Below are 18983 nucleotides of genomic sequence, written 5' to 3' on the forward strand. Positions count from 1 at the left end.
GAATGGCAAAAGATTATAGATTAGAGAAGCGGAAATTTGTTATCGGGGGTATTGCTTTAACTATTGTGTTGATTTATCTGATACGCCTCTTTGTCTTGCAGATAACGACAGACGACTACAAGAAAAATGCCGACAGCAATGCTTTCCTGAATAAAATTCAATACCCTTCGCGGGGAGCTATTTACGATCGTAACGGCAAACTGCTGGTGTTCAACCAACCGGCTTATGATATCACCCTCGTTCCGAAAGAGGTGGAAAATCTGGATACACTCGATTTATGTGAGTCGTTGGGTATCACCCGTGCCCAGTTCCTCAAGATTATGAGTGATATGAAAGACCGCCGCCGCAATCCGGGATATTCCCGCTATACCAACCAGCTTTTCATGTCGCAGCTTTCTGCTGAAGAGTGTGGCGTCTTTCAAGAGAAACTGTTTAAGTTTCCCGGTTTTTATATTCAGCGGCGTACGATCCGGCAATATTCTTACAATGCGGCTGCCCATGCTTTGGGAGATATCGGTGAGGTATCTGCCAAGGATATGGAGGCGGATGAAGAAGGATATTACATTCGCGGAGATTATATAGGAAAGTTAGGTGTCGAGAGATCTTACGAGAAATACCTGCGTGGAGAAAAAGGAGTGGAGATTCTGCTGCGTGATGCTCACGGACGTATTCAGGGACGTTACATGGATGGAGAGTATGACCGTCCTTCCATTCCCGGTAAGAACTTGACATTGAGCATGGATATTGATTTGCAGATGTTAGGTGAACGGTTGCTGAAGAATAAAATCGGAAGTATTGTAGCTATCGAGCCGGAAACCGGAGAAATCCTTTGTCTGGTATCATCGCCGAACTACGACCCGCACCTGATGATTGGTCGCCAGCGTGGTAAGAATCATCTGATGCTGCAACGTGATAAGCAGAAACCATTGCTCAATCGTGCGTTGATGGGAGTCTATCCTCCGGGATCTACTTTCAAGACGGCGCAGGGATTAACCTTCCTGCAGGAAGGAATCATTACGGAGCAAAGTCCTTCTTTCCCCTGTTCTCACGGCTTCCATTATGGACGTCTGACGGTGGGCTGTCATGCTCATGGTTCGCCTTTGCCTTTGATTCCGGCTATTGCGACTTCTTGTAACTCTTATTTCTGCTGGGGATTATTCCGTATGTTCGGCGATCGTAAGTACGGCTCTCCGCAGAATGCCATAACGGTCTGGAAAGATCACATGGTTTCTCAGGGATTCGGCTATAAATTAGGAGTCGACTTACCCGGAGAAAAACGTGGTCTGATACCTAATGCTCAGTTTTATGACAAGGCTTATCGCGGACACTGGAATGGACTGACGGTGATCAGTATCTCTATCGGACAGGGCGAAATCCTCTCTACCCCTCTTCAGATAGCTAATCTGGGAGCAACAATCGCTAACCGCGGACACTTTACTGCGCCGCATATTGTGAAGGAGATTCAGGATGCGCAGTTAGACAGTATTTACCGTCATCCGCGCAACACTACGATAGAACGCAGACATTATGAATCTGTAGTAGAGGGAATGCGTGCTGCCGCTACCGGAGGTACTTGCCGCATGCTGTCCGTAATGGTTCCGGACCTTGAAGCCTGTGGAAAAACGGGAACGGCACAGAATCGGGGACATGACCATTCTGTGTTTATGGGTTTCGCTCCGATGAACAAGCCTAAGATCGCTATCGCCGTTTATGTGGAGAATGGCGGATGGGGAGCTACTTATGGAGTACCGATCGGTGCATTGATGATGGAACAATATATGAAAGGGAAGTTGTCACCGGAGAATGAGTTAAGAGCAGAAGAAATCAGTAACAGAATCATCTTATATGGTAACGAGGAACGATAGTTTGTGGAAAACATTGGATTGGGTAACGATTGGTATCTATCTGCTTTTGATTGTCGGCGGATGGTTCAGCGTTTGCGGTGCGAGCTATGACTATGGCGATCGTGACTTCCTTGATTTCTCTACCCGTGCCGGAAAACAGTTCGTATGGATTATCTGCTCCTTCGGGCTGGGGTTTGTTCTGCTGATGCTGGAAGACCGGATGTACGATATGTTCGCGTACATTATATATACGGGGATGATTGTGCTGCTTATTGTCACCATCTTTATAGCGCCGGATACGAAAGGATCGCGTTCGTGGCTGGTGATGGGCCCGGTCAGTCTGCAACCCGCCGAATTTGCCAAGTTTGCTACGGCGCTGGCACTCGCGAAATATATGAACTCATACTCATTCAGCATAAAGAAAGAGAAGTGTGCTTTCGTTTTAGGCTTCATCATTCTGCTTCCGATGCTTTTGATTATCGGACAACGGGAGACAGGCTCGGCACTGGTCTATCTTGCATTCTTTTTGGTGCTTTATCGCGAGGGTATGCCCGGAGTAGTGCTTTTTGCCGGTCTGTGTGCGGTGATTTACTTTGTTGTCGGCATTCGTTTCGACGAAGTTTTTATAGCTGATACTCCCACACCTTTAGGAGAATTTATCGTGTTGTTATTGATCCTGTTGTTTGCCGGAGGAATGGTCTGGGTGTACCGTAAAAAGTGGGAACCTACACGGAATATCATCGGGGGAAGTCTGATTATTCTGCTTGTTGCCTATTTGATATCTGAATATGGGATACATTTTAGCCTGGTATGGGTGCAATGGGGGCTTTGTGTCATTGTGGTAGGCTATTTGCTCTATCTGGCATTGAGAGAACGTCAGCGTTCCTATTTCCTGATTGCTCTGTTTGCCATCGGCTCTATCGGCTTCCTGTATTCCAGTAACTACGTATTTGATAACATCTTGGAATCCCATCAGCAAATCCGTATCAAGGTTGTACTTGGTCTGGAAGAAGATCTGACAGGAGCGGGATACAATGTCAATCAGTCAAAGATAGCCATTGGCTCCGGAGGCTTGACCGGGAAAGGATTTCTGAATGGAACACAGACCAAGCTGAAATATGTACCCGAACAAGATACTGACTTCATATTCTGCACAGTAGGAGAGGAGCAGGGATTTATCGGTTCGGCTGCTGTCCTGTTGGCTTTCCTTATATTGATTCTGAGGCTGATTGCTTTATCCGAGCGGCAGACTTCCACCTTCGGACGTGTCTATGGATATTCGGTGGTCAGTATTTTCCTTTTCCACCTTTTCATTAATGTGGGTATGGTACTGGGGCTGACTCCGGTGATTGGCATTCCTCTGCCGTTCTTTAGCTATGGAGGCTCTTCGTTGTGGGGATTCACCATCTTGCTGTTTATCTTCCTGCGACTGGATGCCGGAAGAGGCAGAAGGCTTTAAAGACGGATTTATTCTTTTTGTCTTTCGATTCGGATACCGACGTCATTGAGTCCGGTTAACTTCTCATCCTGCATTCCGTGCATGATTTTGATGGTATAGTTTCCGGGATGCAGCGGGCGGACGGACTTGACAAAAACAACTGTCTGATAAATGCTTCCCCATCCATTTCCCAGCCATCTTCCTGTCGTATCTGCCAGATTGATTGCTATCGTGTCGGTACGCCACACGGTAGAGTCAAGAAGATTCTCTTGGATGAACAGGTAAAGGTTGTGGTAAGGATATTCACTTCTGTTGCGCACTTCCGCGAATAATCTGAGTGTAGCAGGGATGCTGTCTGTAACAGGACACTGAAAAGAGAGTGTATCACTCTTTGCCCATCCCTCGTTGGGCAGGGACTGGTAAGAGTGATACACGGTATTTTCATTGCAGGCTGCCATGAGGCAGACACCGAGCAAACAAAATAAGTTATTCCTGAGCAGGCTTCTCATTATTTTGCGGTTTCTCTTGATTCGGATTTCTTTCAGGTCTCGGAGCACGTTCCTGATGGGGCTGCTTTCCTTGTTCCTGTGATCGTTCTTGATTCTGCGGGCGTTCCTGTTTCGGCTGGCGTTCTCTATTTTGCGGACGCTCTTGGTTGGCCGGACGTTCCTGATTCTGGGAACGTTCCTGATTTTGCGGACGGTTCGGATTTTGTGGACGCTCTTGATTCTGTCCTCTTTCCGGACGTCTGTTTTCATTATTTCGTCCTTGGTTCTGTCCTCTGTTCCGGTTATTATTATTTCTCGGGCGATTGTCTCTGTCTCCTTTTTCCCCTCTGTTTCCGTTTTCTGACGGTTGCGGACGGTTTTCGTTTTCTCCTCTCTGAGGTTGTTGCGGACGATTTCCACCTTCAGCCTGTGCCTGCGGGCGGTTATCATTGTTTCCTTTTCTTTTCTTCTTATTCCGGTTAGCGTTGTTTCCTTCCTTGTTGCTCCGGTTGCGGTCGAAGCGGGTGAGACTTTCCTGTTCCAGCAGGTCTGTCGGCTTTTTGGGTTCTTGCTTGACTTCAGCTTCGAGCAGACTGTCGGGCTTCATTCCCTTCTTGTTCATGGCAATGACCTCGAAAGCACGTTTTCCGCTGATTGTAACCAGATTGGCAGGGAAGTTCTTATCTGTCGAGTAAGAAACCTGATTGCTCAGGATATCAGCTTTGAAGAAATAGAAAGTGCCGTCTTTCGTTTCCAATTCGATTTCTCTGGAAGGAAGACGTTTCTGGGCTTCCACATAGCAGTCTACCTCATAGTTCAGACAACATTTTAGTTTGGCGCATTGTCCGGCAAGCTTTTGAGGATTCAGTGAGATATCCTGAAAGCGGGCAGCGCTTGTAGACACCGATACGAAACTCGTCATCCAGGTGGCACAGCAAAGCTCCCGTCCACAAGGACCGATACCACCGATACGTCCGGCTTCCTGTCGCGCACCGATCTGTTTCATTTCAATACGGACGCGGAAAGCTTCGGCAAGTACCTTAATCAGCTGTCGGAAGTCCACACGTTCATCAGCGATGTAGTAGAAAATAGCCTTGTTGCCATCCCCCTGATATTCTACGTCACCGATTTTCATATCCAGATTCAGGTTCAGTGCAATCTGGCGGGCACGGATCATGGTCGCGTGTTCCTTTGCTTTCGCTTCGTTGAATTTCTCCATATCCACCGGCTTGGCTTTTCGGTAGACTCTTTTTATTTCCGCATCCGTCTTGAAGTTCGCTTTCTTCATCTGTAGCGGAACAAGTCTTCCGGTCAGGGTCACTACACCGATGTCATGTCCGGGAGCAGCTTCCACGGCAACAATATCTCCCTTTTCCAGTTTGATTTTATTGCTGTTGCGGTAATAGCCTTTCCGGGTATTTTTAAATTGCACTTCCACCATATCACACTCTTCCGCATTGCCCGGTATGTCTGCCAGCCAGTCGTAAGTGTTCAGTTTCTTATCTTGTCGGGAGCATCCTTTGCAGCAAAGACCGCCACTCCCATTATGAAGCTTATATTCCATAGTTTATATATTTATTATTGCTTCAACAGTACGATCATCTTCAGAGAGAAGTCGAAGAATACCATCTTGGCATTTACATTTTGTTCTATATGCAGTTGCGCTTCGCTCAGTTCATCCATGATGCCCATCACGTTTCGTTCGTTGACAAAAGGGGCAAAGCGAGAGGCGAAATTTTGTTCATTGATTGTCATATACGTCAGGTCACGCTGATGCAGGTTGAATATGAAGTTCTCGCGAATCATACGCTGGCAGTATTCCAGAAAGTTCTTCTGGCGTTCACGTCCCATGCCGGCAACCTGTTCGCTCCATAGTTTCATTTCCCTGATTTTCCGTTGATAGGACAATCGCATCAGGCTGACAAATAAGTCGAAGAATAACTGATTCTCTTCGTTCAGATGAATGGTTTCCAGTGCTTTGATGAAGTTTCCGTTTGCCAGGTGGGCAATGGAAAGACTGTCGGCAGGCTGGATGCCATATTTAGTCTGTAATATCCGGTCGATAGCCGGTTCGTCAATTTTTCGCACGTTCATGCGCTGAGTACGGCTCAGAATGGTGGGCAGAATCATTTCCGGAGCTTCCGATACGAGCAGGAAGATGGTTTTCTCCGGCGGCTCTTCAAGCAGTTTCAATAGTTTGTTGGCGCATACCGGATGCATCTTTTCGGGTAGCCAGAGAATAGTGATCTTGAATCCTCCTTCGCTCGATTTGAGGCTGAGCTTTTTCAGAATCTCGTCACTCTCTTTCGCATAGATGATGGCCTGTGCATTCTCGGCATCCATTTCTCTCAGCCAATGATTCAGGTTGAAATACGGATTGTTGAGTACGAATTGTCTCCAGTCCGCAATATAATCGTCGCACACTTCCCGTTTTCCTTTTGAGCTTTTCACGATAGGGAACACGAAATGTACGTCCGGGTGTACCAGTTTGTTGAATTTCACACATGACGGACATGCTCCGCAGGCATCCGTTTCACCTCGGTTGGTGCAACTGATGTAGCGTGCATAAGCAATAGCCAACGGCATTTTGCCGACTCCTTCGGGACCACAGATGAGTTGGGCATGCGGTATGCGCCCTTCACTCACTTCCTGAATGAGCCGCTGCTTGATTTCTTCTTGTCCGATTACGTCTCTGAAAAACATGTCAATAAATGATTTTAGCCACTTCTTTGATACTGTCCACTGCTCCGATGGAGTAGAAGTGGATACTCGGCACTCCATGTGCCATCAACTCCTTGCATTGGGCGACGCACCATTCGATGCCTACTTGCTCGGCTTCCTTGTCATTCTTGCATTTCAAAGCCTCTTTCACCAAATCTTCCGGCAAGTCTACTTTGAATGTCTTGGGTACCATGCTGAGTTGAGATAACTTCTTGAATGGCTTGATGCCCGGAATGATAGGTACATTGATGCCTGCTGCCTTTGCTTGTTCTACAAATTCGAAGTATTTCTTATTGTCGTAGAATAACTGTGTCACTGCATATTCGGCGCCTGCTTCCACTTTCTTTTTCAGCCAGAAGAGGTCGGACTCGATGTTGGGGGCCTCTTCATGTTTCTCCGGATAGCAAGCCACACCGTAGGAGAACGGGCTGTTGGTTACTTTCATTTCCGAACCGTCGACAAAGATTCCCTTATTGAAATTGTTGATTTGCTCTTGCAGTTCGATCGCATGATGGTATCCGTCTCCTTCGGGAGTGAATACTGACTCATGCTTGGCTTTATCGCCCCGGAGTACCAGCAAATCAGTGATATTCAGAAATTGCAGGTCGAGCAGTACATATTCTGTCTCTTCGCGGGAGAAACCGCTGCATAGTATATGCGGCACTACCGTGATATTATATTTGTTCTGGATAGCGGCGGCTACGGCAACAGTCCCCGGACGTCTTCTCAGCCGGTTTCGTTGGAAAAGTCCGTTACCCAGGTCTTTGTATACGTATTCGCTGCGGTGCGTGGTGATATTGATATATTTCGGATCAAACTCCCGAAGGGTATCGACAGTCTGATACAGCTTTTCGATGCCTGTACCTTTCAGAGGAGGAAGGATTTCGAAAGAGAAAGCTGTTTTTTCGCTGTTATGTATTAAATCAATTACTCTCATTCTTTTTCGTTGATGTTCGTTGTCTACTTGAATTAAACGTGCATATTGGGACAAAAATACGAAAAAAGAAAGATTTCTTCTTGATTTGTTTGAAAATAGTTTGGTTTTTATCGCACTATTACGTAAAAGTGGGGATGGATAAATAGAACGGACTCTTATTTATAGTGTTCTAAGAAATTCTCCAGAGCGATGATCTTGTCATTCCGCAGGTACTGCATGTCTATGACCGGAATGTAACTATATGGAATAAACTGTAACAGTCGTACGGCTGCAAATTTCTTATCAGCCGACATGAGGACATCCAGACGGAGGTTTCCACCCTTTTCTTTCTTTATGTTGAAACTGTTGGAAAAATTCCCGGATTCAATCATTTCTTTCAGTGATTCCATATACTTCAGATTGAATGAATAGTTCTTCTCTTTGACAACACTTTTGGTTGGCAGGTATTTCATTTCCTTAGACCGGAATTTGAGTTGGTATATACCTATAGCACAGATTAGTATGCATGTGATAAGATATAAAATGTTGCCCGATGAAATCTCATCTATATTAAGTAGAACTGCTTCGGGCAAGTGAGAGAGTCCTATTAGCAGGATGAGTACTCCAATGATCGTTTTTTTTACGTTCACTCGTTTTCTGATATCTTGATTGGATAATCTGTCTGTTTTTGATAATTGATTTTGCATAGTCCCTTCATTTGATATGTTAATACTTATTATATCTACGCACTTGTAGATAAGTGCGGTTGCAAATGTAGAGGGAATAAAATGAAATCTGCTGTTCCAATCCGGATAGAAATTGTTCAAAAGGAGTTTAAAGGAATATAAACTTTTGTGCGTCTTTGATGTGTGTATATGAAAAAGGCAATCTCAGCGAAGGAATGTCTTTTAAGATTCTCTTTTTAAGATTGCCTTTTACTCACTTTCTACTGGGTGGGAAATTACTTTTCGAGAAATGATTTTTTCATTCTGGCAATGTCAGTCAGGTAATCCTGAAGATCTTGCTCATGTTCTTCTTCTTCGGCAAGAATATGTTTTGCAATATCACAGGTGGTGAAATCTTTTCCATTAGTGAAGTCGGCAATTTCTTGATAACGTAGTATTGCGCAACGCTCAGAAGCTACATTATCTTTCAGCAGACTTACAGAATCAAATCCTTGGGGAGCATCATATTTACATCTTGCCAGTTCGAACCATTTCTTCGGGTCCAATACGGGTACTCCTTCCAGTTCGATAATGCGGTCGGCAAGCAGTTGCGCATGTCTGCGTTCTTCTTCTGCATGTTCTTCGAACTCGCCTTGTACGTCTGCACGCATAGCGCCTTCTACTACTAATGCGCCTACCCAATACTGGTAGTATGCCAGCCATTCTTCAGACAATGCTGCATTCAACTGTGAAATCAAGCTTTCTACATCCAGCTTTCCTTGTAAGATTTTTACGCTTTCTCTAGCCATAATTTAAAAGTTTAGGTTACTATATTTAAGTTCGATATGTAACAGACAGGAGATGTTTTTGTTTGGGGCTCATGTAAGTTTTAACAGACTGATTTTCTTTTTGGTCTGCTCATACCTCCCAATCGTTTTTTTTGTTTAATCTCTTTTTGTTGTATGTGTAAACTGTCTCATTTATAACTTGAACTTAGGATTTCTCTCTAAGTGAATTAAGTATAGGTTTTGCTCCCACGCTCTCACTTTTTGCTTGTATCGGTTTATTCATCGTTGTTACAGCTGTGATAGCAGTTGTGGTAGCAAGTGTGGTAGCAGGCATTTGCTCTCACTCTATATTCATGCTTTAATACACATTTTTCTTGATGCTATAGTTTCGTATTCAGTATGTTAACCTCTTATCTGTCAGCTATTAATAATTGACGTTCCATCTGTTAATAATTGATATATCAGGTATTAAGATCTGATACTCCCTCTATTATTGTGTGATAAATGCTTTTTTCGCTTATGTCCATACTCCTGTTCTTCCTAAGAGAACAGGTTAATCGGGACATTGTTATGGTCGGGTTGGTTGAATCGTGCGGTACTTTTACTCCACTCGTACGGTCATTTCACTTCAATCATGCGTTCCTCCTTATCCACTCATGCGGTCCTCTGCTCCCGTCTCCGGTTGTTTCCTGAAGTTTCTTGCCTCTTGAAACTCCAGTTCCAGATGGTTTGAAACTTTAGTTTCCTCTGCTTGAAACAACAGTTTCCTCCGCTTGAAACTTTTAGTTTCAAGGTATGAAACTATTGTTTCCAATGCTTGAAACTAGAGTTTCTCCTATATGAAACCTTTGTTTTCCCCGCATGAAACTAATGCCTTGCCTGCATCCCCGTATTTCTTTATCGCTATCAGTATACTTTCGGAGTTTCTTCTTTTCCTTTCAGCCGCCACTTTCCCATGAACACCCCTTGAATATCTGCGGTAATCTGTTCCCCAAAAAGTGACAATACGCTCACATGCTTTTCCTATTGTCACCCTGTTATCACCTCTATTATCACCTTATTGTCACTCTTAATCCATTGATAAATAACAGTTTGACTTGAAAAGTGACAAGTGACAATAGAAAAACCCTTTTCCATGAGAGTTTCTTCTCCGCTTTTAGTCCATCCATACTGTCTTCATGAATGACTCACCGCTATCCTTCCCTTCCTTCCTGTTGAAATCTGTTCCCTTCGCGCCCGCATCCGCGTGTGTGAATATAATAAGGTGTGTCCCTTTCCCCCTTTCTGCCATCCCCGGTAAATTTATGTTCTACAACATCCTTCTGAATCAGCCCCTTAGCATGGATATCCAAAAATAATTCAAAAAAACAGTCCGATAAGTTTGGAGCATAAACTGAAAGCTACTACTTTTGCACCCGCTTTCCAAGAGAAGAAAGCCTTGATAAGTTGACTTAGTGTAAAAGCGTACGGCAGCTTAAAATAAGAACAAAAAAACTTCCGGAAAGTTTTGGATGTTATTGAATAAAGTTCTTATCTTTGCAGTCCGATTCGCAAAGAAACGCGGTTTGTTTTTCTTCTTTACCTTCTTTCCCTTTCGCAAGAGAGCCTGAGAAACGATATAAAAAGAAAAATTAAAAAAAAAACTTCCGAAAACGTTTGGCAGTTAAAATAAAACCCCTTACCTTTGCACCCGCTTTTGAAACGAAAGCAACCAAGTTCTTTGAAATATTGATAAACAATACAAGTAGTACAAGAAAAATAGAACCGTCAATGCTTGTTGGATACATAGCAGTATGTATCTGATGACAGGTATTAATGAAGTCAATAAATTGTACGGCATCCTGAACAGAGCAAATACCATTCTTTCATAGGAATGATAACAATACTTTTACAATGAAGAGTTTGATCCTGGCTCAGGATGAACGCTAGCTACAGGCTTAACACATGCAAGTCGAGGGGCAGCATTCCAGTTTGCTTGCAAACTGGAGATGGCGACCGGCGCACGGGTGAGTAACACGTATCCAACCTGCCGATAACTCGGGGATAGCCTTTCGAAAGAAAGATTAATACCCGATGGCATAATAGAACCGCATGGTTTGATTATTAAAGAATTTCGGTTATCGATGGGGATGCGTTCCATTAGGCAGTTGGTGGGGTAACGGCCCACCAAACCTTCGATGGATAGGGGTTCTGAGAGGAAGGTCCCCCACATTGGAACTGAGACACGGTCCAAACTCCTACGGGAGGCAGCAGTGAGGAATATTGGTCAATGGACGAGAGTCTGAACCAGCCAAGTAGCGTGAAGGATGACTGCCCTATGGGTTGTAAACTTCTTTTATATGGGAATAAAGTGATCCACGTGTGGATTTTTGTATGTACCATATGAATAAGGATCGGCTAACTCCGTGCCAGCAGCCGCGGTAATACGGAGGATCCGAGCGTTATCCGGATTTATTGGGTTTAAAGGGAGCGTAGGTGGACAGTTAAGTCAGTTGTGAAAGTTTGCGGCTCAACCGTAAAATTGCAGTTGATACTGGCTGTCTTGAGTACAGTAGAGGTGGGCGGAATTCGTGGTGTAGCGGTGAAATGCTTAGATATCACGAAGAACTCCGATTGCGAAGGCAGCTCACTGGACTGCAACTGACACTGATGCTCGAAAGTGTGGGTATCAAACAGGATTAGATACCCTGGTAGTCCACACAGTAAACGATGAATACTCGCTGTTTGCGATATACAGTAAGCGGCCAAGCGAAAGCATTAAGTATTCCACCTGGGGAGTACGCCGGCAACGGTGAAACTCAAAGGAATTGACGGGGGCCCGCACAAGCGGAGGAACATGTGGTTTAATTCGATGATACGCGAGGAACCTTACCCGGGCTTAAATTGCATTTGAATAATCAAGAAATTGGTTAGTCGTAAGACAAATGTGAAGGTGCTGCATGGTTGTCGTCAGCTCGTGCCGTGAGGTGTCGGCTTAAGTGCCATAACGAGCGCAACCCTTATCTTCAGTTACTAACAGGTCATGCTGAGGACTCTGGAGAGACTGCCGTCGTAAGATGTGAGGAAGGTGGGGATGACGTCAAATCAGCACGGCCCTTACGTCCGGGGCTACACACGTGTTACAATGGGGGGTACAGAAGGCCGCTACCTGGTGACAGGATGCTAATCCCAAAAGCCTCTCTCAGTTCGGATCGAAGTCTGCAACCCGACTTCGTGAAGCTGGATTCGCTAGTAATCGCGCATCAGCCATGGCGCGGTGAATACGTTCCCGGGCCTTGTACACACCGCCCGTCAAGCCATGAAAGCCGGGGGTACCTGAAGTACGTAACCGCAAGGAGCGTCCTAGGGTAAAACTGGTAATTGGGGCTAAGTCGTAACAAGGTAGCCGTACCGGAAGGTGCGGCTGGAACACCTCCTTTCTGGAGTGATGCCGTTACAATGACTTTCATCGGTTCTATAATTGTACTACTGGTACTTGTTTATTTATAACATATAGATCAACCATCTATAGAAGTATAGATAGAGATAAACAAGAGAAATAAAGAAGCCGAGTCTAACATATCAGGTAGACAAGGTTGAACTAGTCCTATAGCTCAGTTGGTTAGAGCGCTACACTGATAATGTAGAGGTCGGCAGTTCAACTCTGCCTGGGACTACTTCGAGAAAGAAAATGAAAACTGCAGTGATCGGCATATATCCTTTTCCTGCGTCCTTGTTCATTCTTCTTTATCTTCGGGGGATTAGCTCAGCTGGCTAGAGCATCTGCCTTGCACGCAGAGGGTCAACGGTTCGAATCCGTTATTCTCCACCATCTCTGAACATAGAGAAACGATCTTTGACATGATGTACAAAAAGTAAAATTTAGTAAAGAGCTAAAAGTATATATCGAACCGTACGTAACAGATATGGTACATGGCTGTTGAGAATGCAGAAGCATTTTCGAAATTCCATTCTCCATCATCGGTTAAGTAAGTTTGAAAGAAAGTAAGCAAGGGCGCATGGCGGATGCCTTGGCTCTCGGAGGCGATGAAGGACGTGATAAGCTGCGATAAGCTCTGGGTAGGTGCAAATAACCTTTGATCCAGAGATTTCCGAATGGGACAACCCGGCATTCTGAAGGAATGTCATCCATCTTTGATGGAGGCTAACGCAGGGAACTGAAACATCTTAGTACCTGTAGGAAAAGAAAATAATAATGATTCCCCTAGTAGTGGCGAGCGAACGGGGAATAGCCCAAACCACCCATGTTACGGCATGTGTGGGGTTGTAGGACCACGATATCGCAAGACATCTGATGAATAGAATCCTCTGGAAAGTGGAACCATAGACGGTGATAGTCCTGTATATGAAGTCAGATTAAGCGTAGTGGTATCCTGAGTAGCGCGGGACACGAGAAATCTTGCGTGAATCTGCCGGGACCATCCGGTAAGGCTAAATACTCCCGAGAGACCGATAGCGAACCAGTACTGTGAAGGAAAGGTGAAAAGCACTTCGAACAGAAGAGTGAAATAGTCCCTGAAACCGTGCGCCTACAAGCGGTCGGAGCTGCGTAAGCAGTGACGGCGTGCCTTTTGCATAATGAACCTACGAGTTACTTTTTCCGGCAAGGTTAAGCATCTTGAGATGCGCAGCCGAAGCGAAAGCGAGTCTGAACAGGGCGTCGAGTCGGAAGGAGTAGACGCGAAACCAAGTGATCTACCCTTGGTCAGGTTGAAGGTTAGGTAACACTAACTGGAGGACCGAACCGATAAGCGTTGAAAAGCTTCCGGATGAACTGAGGGTGGGGGTGAAAGGCTAATCAAACTTGGAGATAGCTCGTACTCCCCGAAATGCATTTAGGTGCAGCCTTGTGAGTTACTAATGTGAGGTAGAGCGACTGATAAGATGCGAGGGCTTCACCGCCTATCAAGTCTTGATAAACTCCGAATGCGCATTAGTTCTATCACAGGAGTGAGGGCATGGGTGCTAAGGTCCATGTCCTAAAGGAGAAGAATCCAGACCATCAGCTAAGGTCCCGAAATAAACACTAAGTTGAACTAACGAAGTCAGATTGCTAAGACAGCTAGGATGTTGGCTTGGAAGCAGCCATTCATTTAAAGAGTGCGTAACAGCTCACTAGTCGAGGAGTTTGGCGTGGATAATAATCGGGCATCAAGTGTTTTACCGAAGCTATGGGATCCGTAAGGATCGGTAGGGGAGCATTCCACTCAGCGTCGAAGGTGAAGCGTGAGCTTTGCTGGAGCGTGTGGAAAAGCAAATGTAGGTATAAGTAACGATAAAGGGGGTGAGAAACCCCCTCGCCGAAAGACTAAGGTTTCCTGATCAACGCTAATCGGATCAGGGTTAGTCGGGTCCTAAGGCTCAGCCGAACGGTGAGGCCGATGGCAGAACAGGTTAATATTCCTGTACTACCTTAAGGAGTGACGTGGAGACGGAGGCGTGACAGCGCCGCGGACTGACGGAATAGTCCGTTGAAGGGTGTAGATGTTGATTATCCCAGGCAAATCCGGGATAAGAGTCGAACCTGATAGTATGGAGCGTTCTTCGGAACAATCCAATAGTGCGTGTAATCATACTCCCAAGAAAATCCGCTAAACTTAATCCTTAAGGTACCCGTACCGCAAACGGACACACGTAGTCGGGTTGAATATACTAAGGCGCTTGAGTGATTCACGGTTAAGGAACTAGGCAAATTGACCCTGTAACTTCGGGATAAAGGGTCCCAACGAGAGTTGGGCGCAGAGAATAGGTCCAGGCAACTGTTTAACAAAAACACAGGGCTGTGCGAAATTGAAAGATAATGTATACAGCCTGACACCTGCCCGGTGCTGGAAGGTTAAGAGGAGATGTCATCGCAAGAGAAGCATTGAATTGAAGCCCCAGTAAACGGCGGCCGTAACTATAACGGTCCTAAGGTAGCGAAATTCCTTGTCGGGTAAGTTCCGACCTGCACGAATGGTGTAATGATCTGGACACTGTCTCAACCGTGAGCTCAGTGAAATTGTAGTATCGGTGAAGATGCCGATTACCCGCGATGGGACGAAAAGACCCCGTGAACCTTTACTATAGCTTAACATTGAATTTGGGTAATTGATGTGTAGGATAGGCCGGAGACTTTGAAGCGCAGACGCCAGTTTGTGTGGAGTCGCTGTTGAAATACGGCCCTTTGATTATTTGAGTTCTAACTCGTTGATACGAGGACACTGTTTGGTGGGTAGTTTGACTGGGGTGGTCGCCTCCAAAATAGTAACGGAGGCTTCTAAAGGTGCCCTCAGGACGATTGGTAACCGTCCGCAGAGTGTAATGGCATAAGGGCGCTTGACTGGGAGACTTACAAGTCGATCAGGTAGGAAACTAGAGCATAGTGATCCGGTGTTTCCGTATGGAAGGGACATCGCTCAAAGGATAAAAGGTACTCCGGGGATAACAGGCTGATCCCTCCCAAGAGCTCATATCGACGGAGGGGTTTGGCACCTCGATGTCGGCTCGTCACATCCTGGGGCTGGAGAAGGTCCCAAGGGTTGGGCTGTTCGCCCATTAAAGTGGCACGCGAGCTGGGTTCAGAACGTCGTGAGACAGTTCGGTCTCTATCTATCGTGGGCGTATGAAATTTGCGTGGCTCTGACACTAGTACGAGAGGACCGTGTTGGACTGACCGCTGGTTTACCAGTTGTGCCGCCAGGTGCATTGCTGGGTATCTAAGTCGGGATTGGATAAGTGCTGAAAGCATCTAAGTACGAAGCCAGCCACAAGATTAGATTTCTTAGGGTCGTTAAAGACGATGACGTTGATAGGATGCAGGTGTAAAGGTGGTAACATCAAAGCCGAGCATTACTAATTGCCCGTCCACTTTCTTCCGGCTTTGTACGGATTGGATATATACGTTTAGCGTATCATTAATATGATATTACTTGAATTTTACTTTTCATCATGTCATAACCTTATTGAATTCATTCAGGTGGTTATAGCACGAGGGTTCCACCTCTTCCCATTCCGAACAGAGAAGTTAAGCCTCGTCACGCCGATGGTACTGCGTAACAGTGGGAGAGTAGGTAGCCGCCGTTTTTAAAGAAGCCCTTCCGGTAGAAATACCTGGAGGGCTTTCTTGTTTTTGATACCTTAGGGATACCTTCGGAATTTGTGGCATCATTTTTAACAGCAATAATCCTCATAATACCTATTAAAAAAGTGAATATTTACTGGTAATTTGTATGTTATGAGGATATTTATTTGTATCTTTGTCGCCCGAATTGTAATCTAACGATTAAAAAAAGAGAGAAGCTTTGGGAAAGTTTGATAAATACAAAATTGATTTGAAAGGCATGCAAACAGACTCTGCTAAGTATGAGTTTGTTTTGGATAACCTTTACTTCGCCCACATTGATGGTCCTGAAGTTCAGAAAGGAAAAGTAAATGTTACTTTGACTGTAAAAAGAACCTCTCGTGCTTTCGAATTGAGCTTTCAGACGGACGGTATGGTATGGGTACCATGCGACCGTTGTTTGGACGAAATGGAGCTACAGATCACATCATCTGATAAACTGATGGTGAAGTTTGGACATGAATATGCAGAAGAAGGTGATAACTTGATTGTAATCCCCGAAGAAGAGGGAGAAATCAATGTAGCATGGTTCATGTATGAATTTGTGGCGCTTTCCATCCCTATGAAGCATGTACATGCTCCGGGTAAGTGCAACAAAGCTGTTACTAGTAAGTTGAGTAAGCATCTCAAAACAGATGCTAATGAAGATAGCGATGAAGTCTTTGACACAGGTGGAGATGATATCGTAGTAGAGGAGGAAATGGAGGAACAAATTGATCCCCGTTGGAATGAATTAAAAAAAATATTAGATAATAATTAAAGTTTTAAGAAAATGGCACATCCTAAGAGAAGACAATCAAAAACAAGAACAGCAAAGAGAAGAACTCATGATAAGGCAGTAGCTCCTACATTGGCTATTTGTCCGAATTGCGGAGAATGGCATGTTTACCACACTGTATGTGGCGCATGTGGTTACTACAGAGGTAAGCTCGCTATCGAAAAAGAAGCAGCTGTATAATTAGTACAGTATACTCAAGACAGCCGAGGGGGAAAACTCTCCGGCTGCTTTAAGTATTATAGTATTGCTAATTTAAAATAGGTTTGATGGAAAAAATAAATGCAGTAATCACAGGAGTTGGAGGCTATGTACCCGATTATATCTTGACTAATGAAGAGATATCAAGAATGGTAGATACCAACGACGAATGGATTATGACTCGTATCGGAGTAAAGGAAAGACATATTCTGAATGAGGAAGGATTAGGTAGCTCATACATGGCACGCAAGGCTGCCAAGCAGTTGATGAAAAAGACTGGAGCCAATCCTGACGATATCGATTTGGTTATTGTTGCTACCAGTACTCCTGACTATCACTTCCCTTCTACAGCTTCTATTCTTTGCGATAAACTCGGACTGAAAAATGCGTTTGCTTTCGACTTGCAAGCTGCATGTAGTGGCTTTCTGTATCTGATGGAAACTGCTGCGAATTTCATTCGTTCGGGAAGATATAAGAAAATTATCATTGTCGGTGCCGATAAGATGTCGTCAATGGTTAACTATACAGATCGTGCTACTTGCCCTATCTTTGGTGACGGTGCTGCTGCTTTTATGCTGGAGCCCACTACGGAAGATCTGGGTATCATGGATTCGATACTGAGAACAGATGGTAAAGGTCTGCCTTTCCTCCATATGAAAGCTGGTGGTTCGGTTTGTCCTCCGTCTTATTTCACAGTAGACAATAAAATGCACTATCTGCACCAGGAAGGAAGAACAGTGTTCAAATATGCAGTTTCAAGTATGTCGGATGTATCTGCTGCAATCGCAGAAAAGAATGGTCTGACAAAAGATAACATTGACTGGGTGGTTCCCCATCAGGCGAATGTTCGTATCATCGAAGCTGTGGCTCATCGCATGGAACTCCCAATGGATAAAGTGCTGGTGAATATTGAACATTATGGTAACACAAGTGCCGCCACACTTCCCCTGTGTATCTGGGATTATGAAGATAAACTCAAGAAAGGTGATAACATTATATTTACAGCATTCGGCGCCGGATTTACATGGGGTGCGGTTTATGTAAAATGGGGTTATGACGGAAAAAAGGAATCGTAACGTAAGTTACTGAACTATAACACAAAAAACGCATCTTATTTCGATTCGATGCGTTTTTTTGTCTCAACCAATAAAATAAAGAGAAATGCATAAAGCAGGTTTTGTGAACATCGTAGGGAACCCGAATGTCGGAAAATCGACATTGATGAATGCTTTGGTGGGAGAACGTATATCAATTGCCACCTTCAAAGCACAGACTACCCGTCACCGGATTATGGGAATTTATAATACGGATGATATGCAGATTGTTTTTTCTGATACTCCGGGAGTATTGAAACCTAACTATAAGTTGCAGGAGTCGATGCTGAACTTCTCGACTTCCGCACTGACGGATGCGGATGTACTGCTTTATGTGACCGACGTGGTGGAAACGCCGGACAAGAACAACGAGTTTATGGGAAAGGTGCGTCAGATGACCGTCCCTGTCCTGTTGCTTATAAACAAAATAGACCTCACGGATCAGGAGAAGCTAATAAAGTTGGTCGAAGAGTGGAAGGAGTTGCTTCCACAGGCTGAGATTATTCCTATTTCCGCCGCATCAAAGTTCAATGTGGATTATGTGATGAAGCGTATTCAGGAATTATTGCCCGATTCTCCTCCTTACTTCGGCAAAGACCAGTGGACGGATAAGCCTGCCCGCTTCTTTGTGAATGAAATTATCCGTGAAAAGATCCTGCTATACTATGACAAAGAGATCCCCTATTCGGTGGAAGTAGTGGTAGAGGAATTTAAAGAGGAAGCGAAAAAGATCCATATCCGGGCGGTGATTTATGTGGAACGGGACTCGCAAAAAGGAATTATTATCGGCAAGCAAGGAAAAGCTCTGAAGAAAGTGGCTACCGAGGCACGCCGGGAATTGGAACGTTTCTTTGGAAAGACTATTTTCCTGGAAACCTATGTGAAGGTTGATAAAGATTGGCGCAGTTCGGATAAGGAACTGCGGAACTTTGGTTATCAGTTAGATTAAGA

The 18983-nt window shown here is 44.8% G+C and carries 13 protein-coding genes, 2 tRNA genes and 3 rRNA genes; 11 read left to right on the forward strand and 7 right to left on the reverse strand.

What is annotated here, in order from left to right; all coding sequences use genetic code 11:
* Positions 1 to 2 precede the first annotated feature (2 nt).
* Together mrdA and rodA are read left to right on the forward strand one after the other, a co-directional pair.
* Positions 3 to 1865 carry a penicillin-binding protein 2 gene (mrdA, locus tag K6V30_RS07560; protein ID WP_055270965.1) on the forward strand — a complete coding sequence of 621 codons (1863 nt, stop codon included), beginning with the start codon at positions 3 to 5 and terminating at the stop codon, positions 1863 to 1865.
* A complete protein-coding gene (gene rodA / locus K6V30_RS07565; protein WP_055270963.1) occupies positions 1846 to 3303 on the forward strand; it encodes a rod shape-determining protein RodA in 1458 nt (485 codons plus the stop codon). The genes mrdA and rodA overlap by 20 nt, the downstream gene beginning before the upstream one ends.
* A gap of 8 nt (positions 3304 to 3311) precedes the next feature.
* Here rodA and gldH read toward each other — a convergent pair whose 3' ends face one another.
* The 7 genes from gldH to K6V30_RS25190 all read right to left on the reverse strand — a co-directional run bounded on the left by gldH (position 3312) and on the right by K6V30_RS25190 (position 10151).
* The gene (gene gldH, locus K6V30_RS07570; protein WP_055270961.1) at positions 3312 to 3791 is read right to left on the reverse strand and encodes a gliding motility lipoprotein GldH; all 480 of its coding nucleotides are present in this window, start codon (positions 3789 to 3791) and stop codon (positions 3312 to 3314) included.
* The gene (locus K6V30_RS07575; RefSeq protein ID WP_055270959.1) at positions 3769 to 5334 is read right to left on the reverse strand and encodes a regulatory iron-sulfur-containing complex subunit RicT; all 1566 of its coding nucleotides are present in this window, start codon (positions 5332 to 5334) and stop codon (positions 3769 to 3771) included. The genes gldH and K6V30_RS07575 overlap by 23 nt, the downstream gene beginning before the upstream one ends.
* A gap of 14 nt (positions 5335 to 5348) precedes the next feature.
* Complete coding sequence (locus K6V30_RS07580; RefSeq protein ID WP_010536459.1) at positions 5349 to 6473, reverse strand: DNA polymerase III subunit; 1125 nt, start codon at positions 6471 to 6473, stop codon at positions 5349 to 5351.
* Between the two features lies 1 nt (position 6474).
* Positions 6475 to 7428: a methylenetetrahydrofolate reductase [NAD(P)H] gene (gene metF, locus K6V30_RS07585; protein WP_010536460.1), complete on the reverse strand. Its 954-nt coding sequence runs from the start codon at positions 7426 to 7428 to the stop codon at positions 6475 to 6477.
* Between the two features lie 155 nt (positions 7429 to 7583).
* Positions 7584 to 7880 (reverse strand): hypothetical protein, encoded by a 297-nt coding sequence (locus K6V30_RS07590; RefSeq protein ID WP_224207273.1) that lies wholly within the window; start codon positions 7878 to 7880, stop codon positions 7584 to 7586.
* A 488-nt stretch (positions 7881 to 8368) separates the two neighbouring features.
* A complete protein-coding gene (locus K6V30_RS07595; RefSeq protein ID WP_010536462.1) occupies positions 8369 to 8881 on the reverse strand; it encodes a ferritin-like domain-containing protein in 513 nt (170 codons plus the stop codon).
* A gap of 1135 nt (positions 8882 to 10016) precedes the next feature.
* On the reverse strand, positions 10017 to 10151 hold the full coding sequence (locus K6V30_RS25190) for a hypothetical protein (RefSeq protein WP_258902871.1): 135 nt from the start codon (positions 10149 to 10151) through the stop codon (positions 10017 to 10019).
* A gap of 599 nt (positions 10152 to 10750) precedes the next feature.
* Between K6V30_RS25190 and K6V30_RS07600 the strand changes: the two genes are divergently transcribed.
* From K6V30_RS07600 to era, 9 genes are all read left to right on the forward strand, one after another.
* A 16S ribosomal RNA gene (locus K6V30_RS07600) occupies positions 10751 to 12279 on the forward strand.
* 163 nt (positions 12280 to 12442) lie between these two features.
* A tRNA-Ile gene (locus K6V30_RS07605) sits at positions 12443 to 12516 on the forward strand.
* A gap of 78 nt (positions 12517 to 12594) precedes the next feature.
* Positions 12595 to 12671: transfer RNA gene (locus K6V30_RS07610), tRNA-Ala, on the forward strand.
* Positions 12672 to 12838: 167 nt separating this feature from the next.
* Positions 12839 to 15718: ribosomal RNA gene (locus tag K6V30_RS07615) — 23S ribosomal RNA — on the forward strand.
* Positions 15719 to 15814: 96 nt separating this feature from the next.
* Positions 15815 to 15925, forward strand: a 5S ribosomal RNA gene (gene rrf, locus K6V30_RS07620).
* Together the 16S, 23S and 5S rRNA genes with 2 tRNA genes alongside form the textbook arrangement of a ribosomal RNA operon.
* A 218-nt stretch (positions 15926 to 16143) precedes the next feature.
* Positions 16144 to 16722, forward strand: a complete 579-nt coding sequence (locus tag K6V30_RS07625) for a YceD family protein (RefSeq protein ID WP_010536475.1) — start codon at positions 16144 to 16146, stop codon at positions 16720 to 16722.
* 12 nt (positions 16723 to 16734) lie between these two features.
* Positions 16735 to 16920 carry a 50S ribosomal protein L32 gene (gene rpmF / locus K6V30_RS07630; RefSeq protein WP_002562387.1) on the forward strand — a complete coding sequence of 62 codons (186 nt, stop codon included), beginning with the start codon at positions 16735 to 16737 and terminating at the stop codon, positions 16918 to 16920.
* A gap of 86 nt (positions 16921 to 17006) precedes the next feature.
* Positions 17007 to 18014 (forward strand): beta-ketoacyl-ACP synthase III, encoded by a 1008-nt coding sequence (locus K6V30_RS07635; RefSeq protein WP_010536476.1) that lies wholly within the window; start codon positions 17007 to 17009, stop codon positions 18012 to 18014.
* 85 nt (positions 18015 to 18099) lie between these two features.
* Entirely contained in the window at positions 18100 to 18981 is an 882-nt protein-coding gene (gene era / locus K6V30_RS07640; RefSeq protein WP_008760765.1) for a GTPase Era, read from the forward strand.
* The last annotated feature ends 2 nt before the right edge of the window (positions 18982 to 18983 follow it).

Origin of the sequence: Bacteroides faecis (assembly GCF_020091505.1) — a bacterium.
Lineage (GTDB): Bacteria > Bacteroidota > Bacteroidia > Bacteroidales > Bacteroidaceae > Bacteroides > Bacteroides faecis.

Excerpts from the sequence above, each read along its gene's own strand:
- K6V30_RS25190 (WP_258902871.1), bottom strand. The coding sequence starts at position 10,151 with ATGGCAGAAAGGGGGAAAGGGACACACCTTATTATATTCACACACGCG.
- K6V30_RS07590 (WP_224207273.1), bottom strand. The coding sequence starts at position 7,880 with ATGAAATACCTGCCAACCAAAAGTGTTGTCAAAGAGAAGAACTATTCA.
- K6V30_RS07635 (WP_010536476.1), top strand. The coding sequence starts at position 17,007 with ATGGAAAAAATAAATGCAGTAATCACAGGAGTTGGAGGCTATGTACCC.
- mrdA (WP_055270965.1), top strand. The coding sequence starts at position 3 with ATGGCAAAAGATTATAGATTAGAGAAGCGGAAATTTGTTATCGGGGGT.
- K6V30_RS07580 (WP_010536459.1), bottom strand. The coding sequence starts at position 6,473 with ATGTTTTTCAGAGACGTAATCGGACAAGAAGAAATCAAGCAGCGGCTC.
- metF (WP_010536460.1), bottom strand. The coding sequence starts at position 7,428 with ATGAGAGTAATTGATTTAATACATAACAGCGAAAAAACAGCTTTCTCT.
- era (WP_008760765.1), top strand. The coding sequence starts at position 18,100 with ATGCATAAAGCAGGTTTTGTGAACATCGTAGGGAACCCGAATGTCGGA.
- gldH (WP_055270961.1), bottom strand. The coding sequence starts at position 3,791 with ATGAGAAGCCTGCTCAGGAATAACTTATTTTGTTTGCTCGGTGTCTGC.
- rodA (WP_055270963.1), top strand. The coding sequence starts at position 1,846 with ATGGTAACGAGGAACGATAGTTTGTGGAAAACATTGGATTGGGTAACG.
- K6V30_RS07595 (WP_010536462.1), bottom strand. The coding sequence starts at position 8,881 with ATGGCTAGAGAAAGCGTAAAAATCTTACAAGGAAAGCTGGATGTAGAA.
- rpmF (WP_002562387.1), top strand. The coding sequence starts at position 16,735 with ATGGCACATCCTAAGAGAAGACAATCAAAAACAAGAACAGCAAAGAGA.
- K6V30_RS07575 (WP_055270959.1), bottom strand. The coding sequence starts at position 5,334 with ATGGAATATAAGCTTCATAATGGGAGTGGCGGTCTTTGCTGCAAAGGA.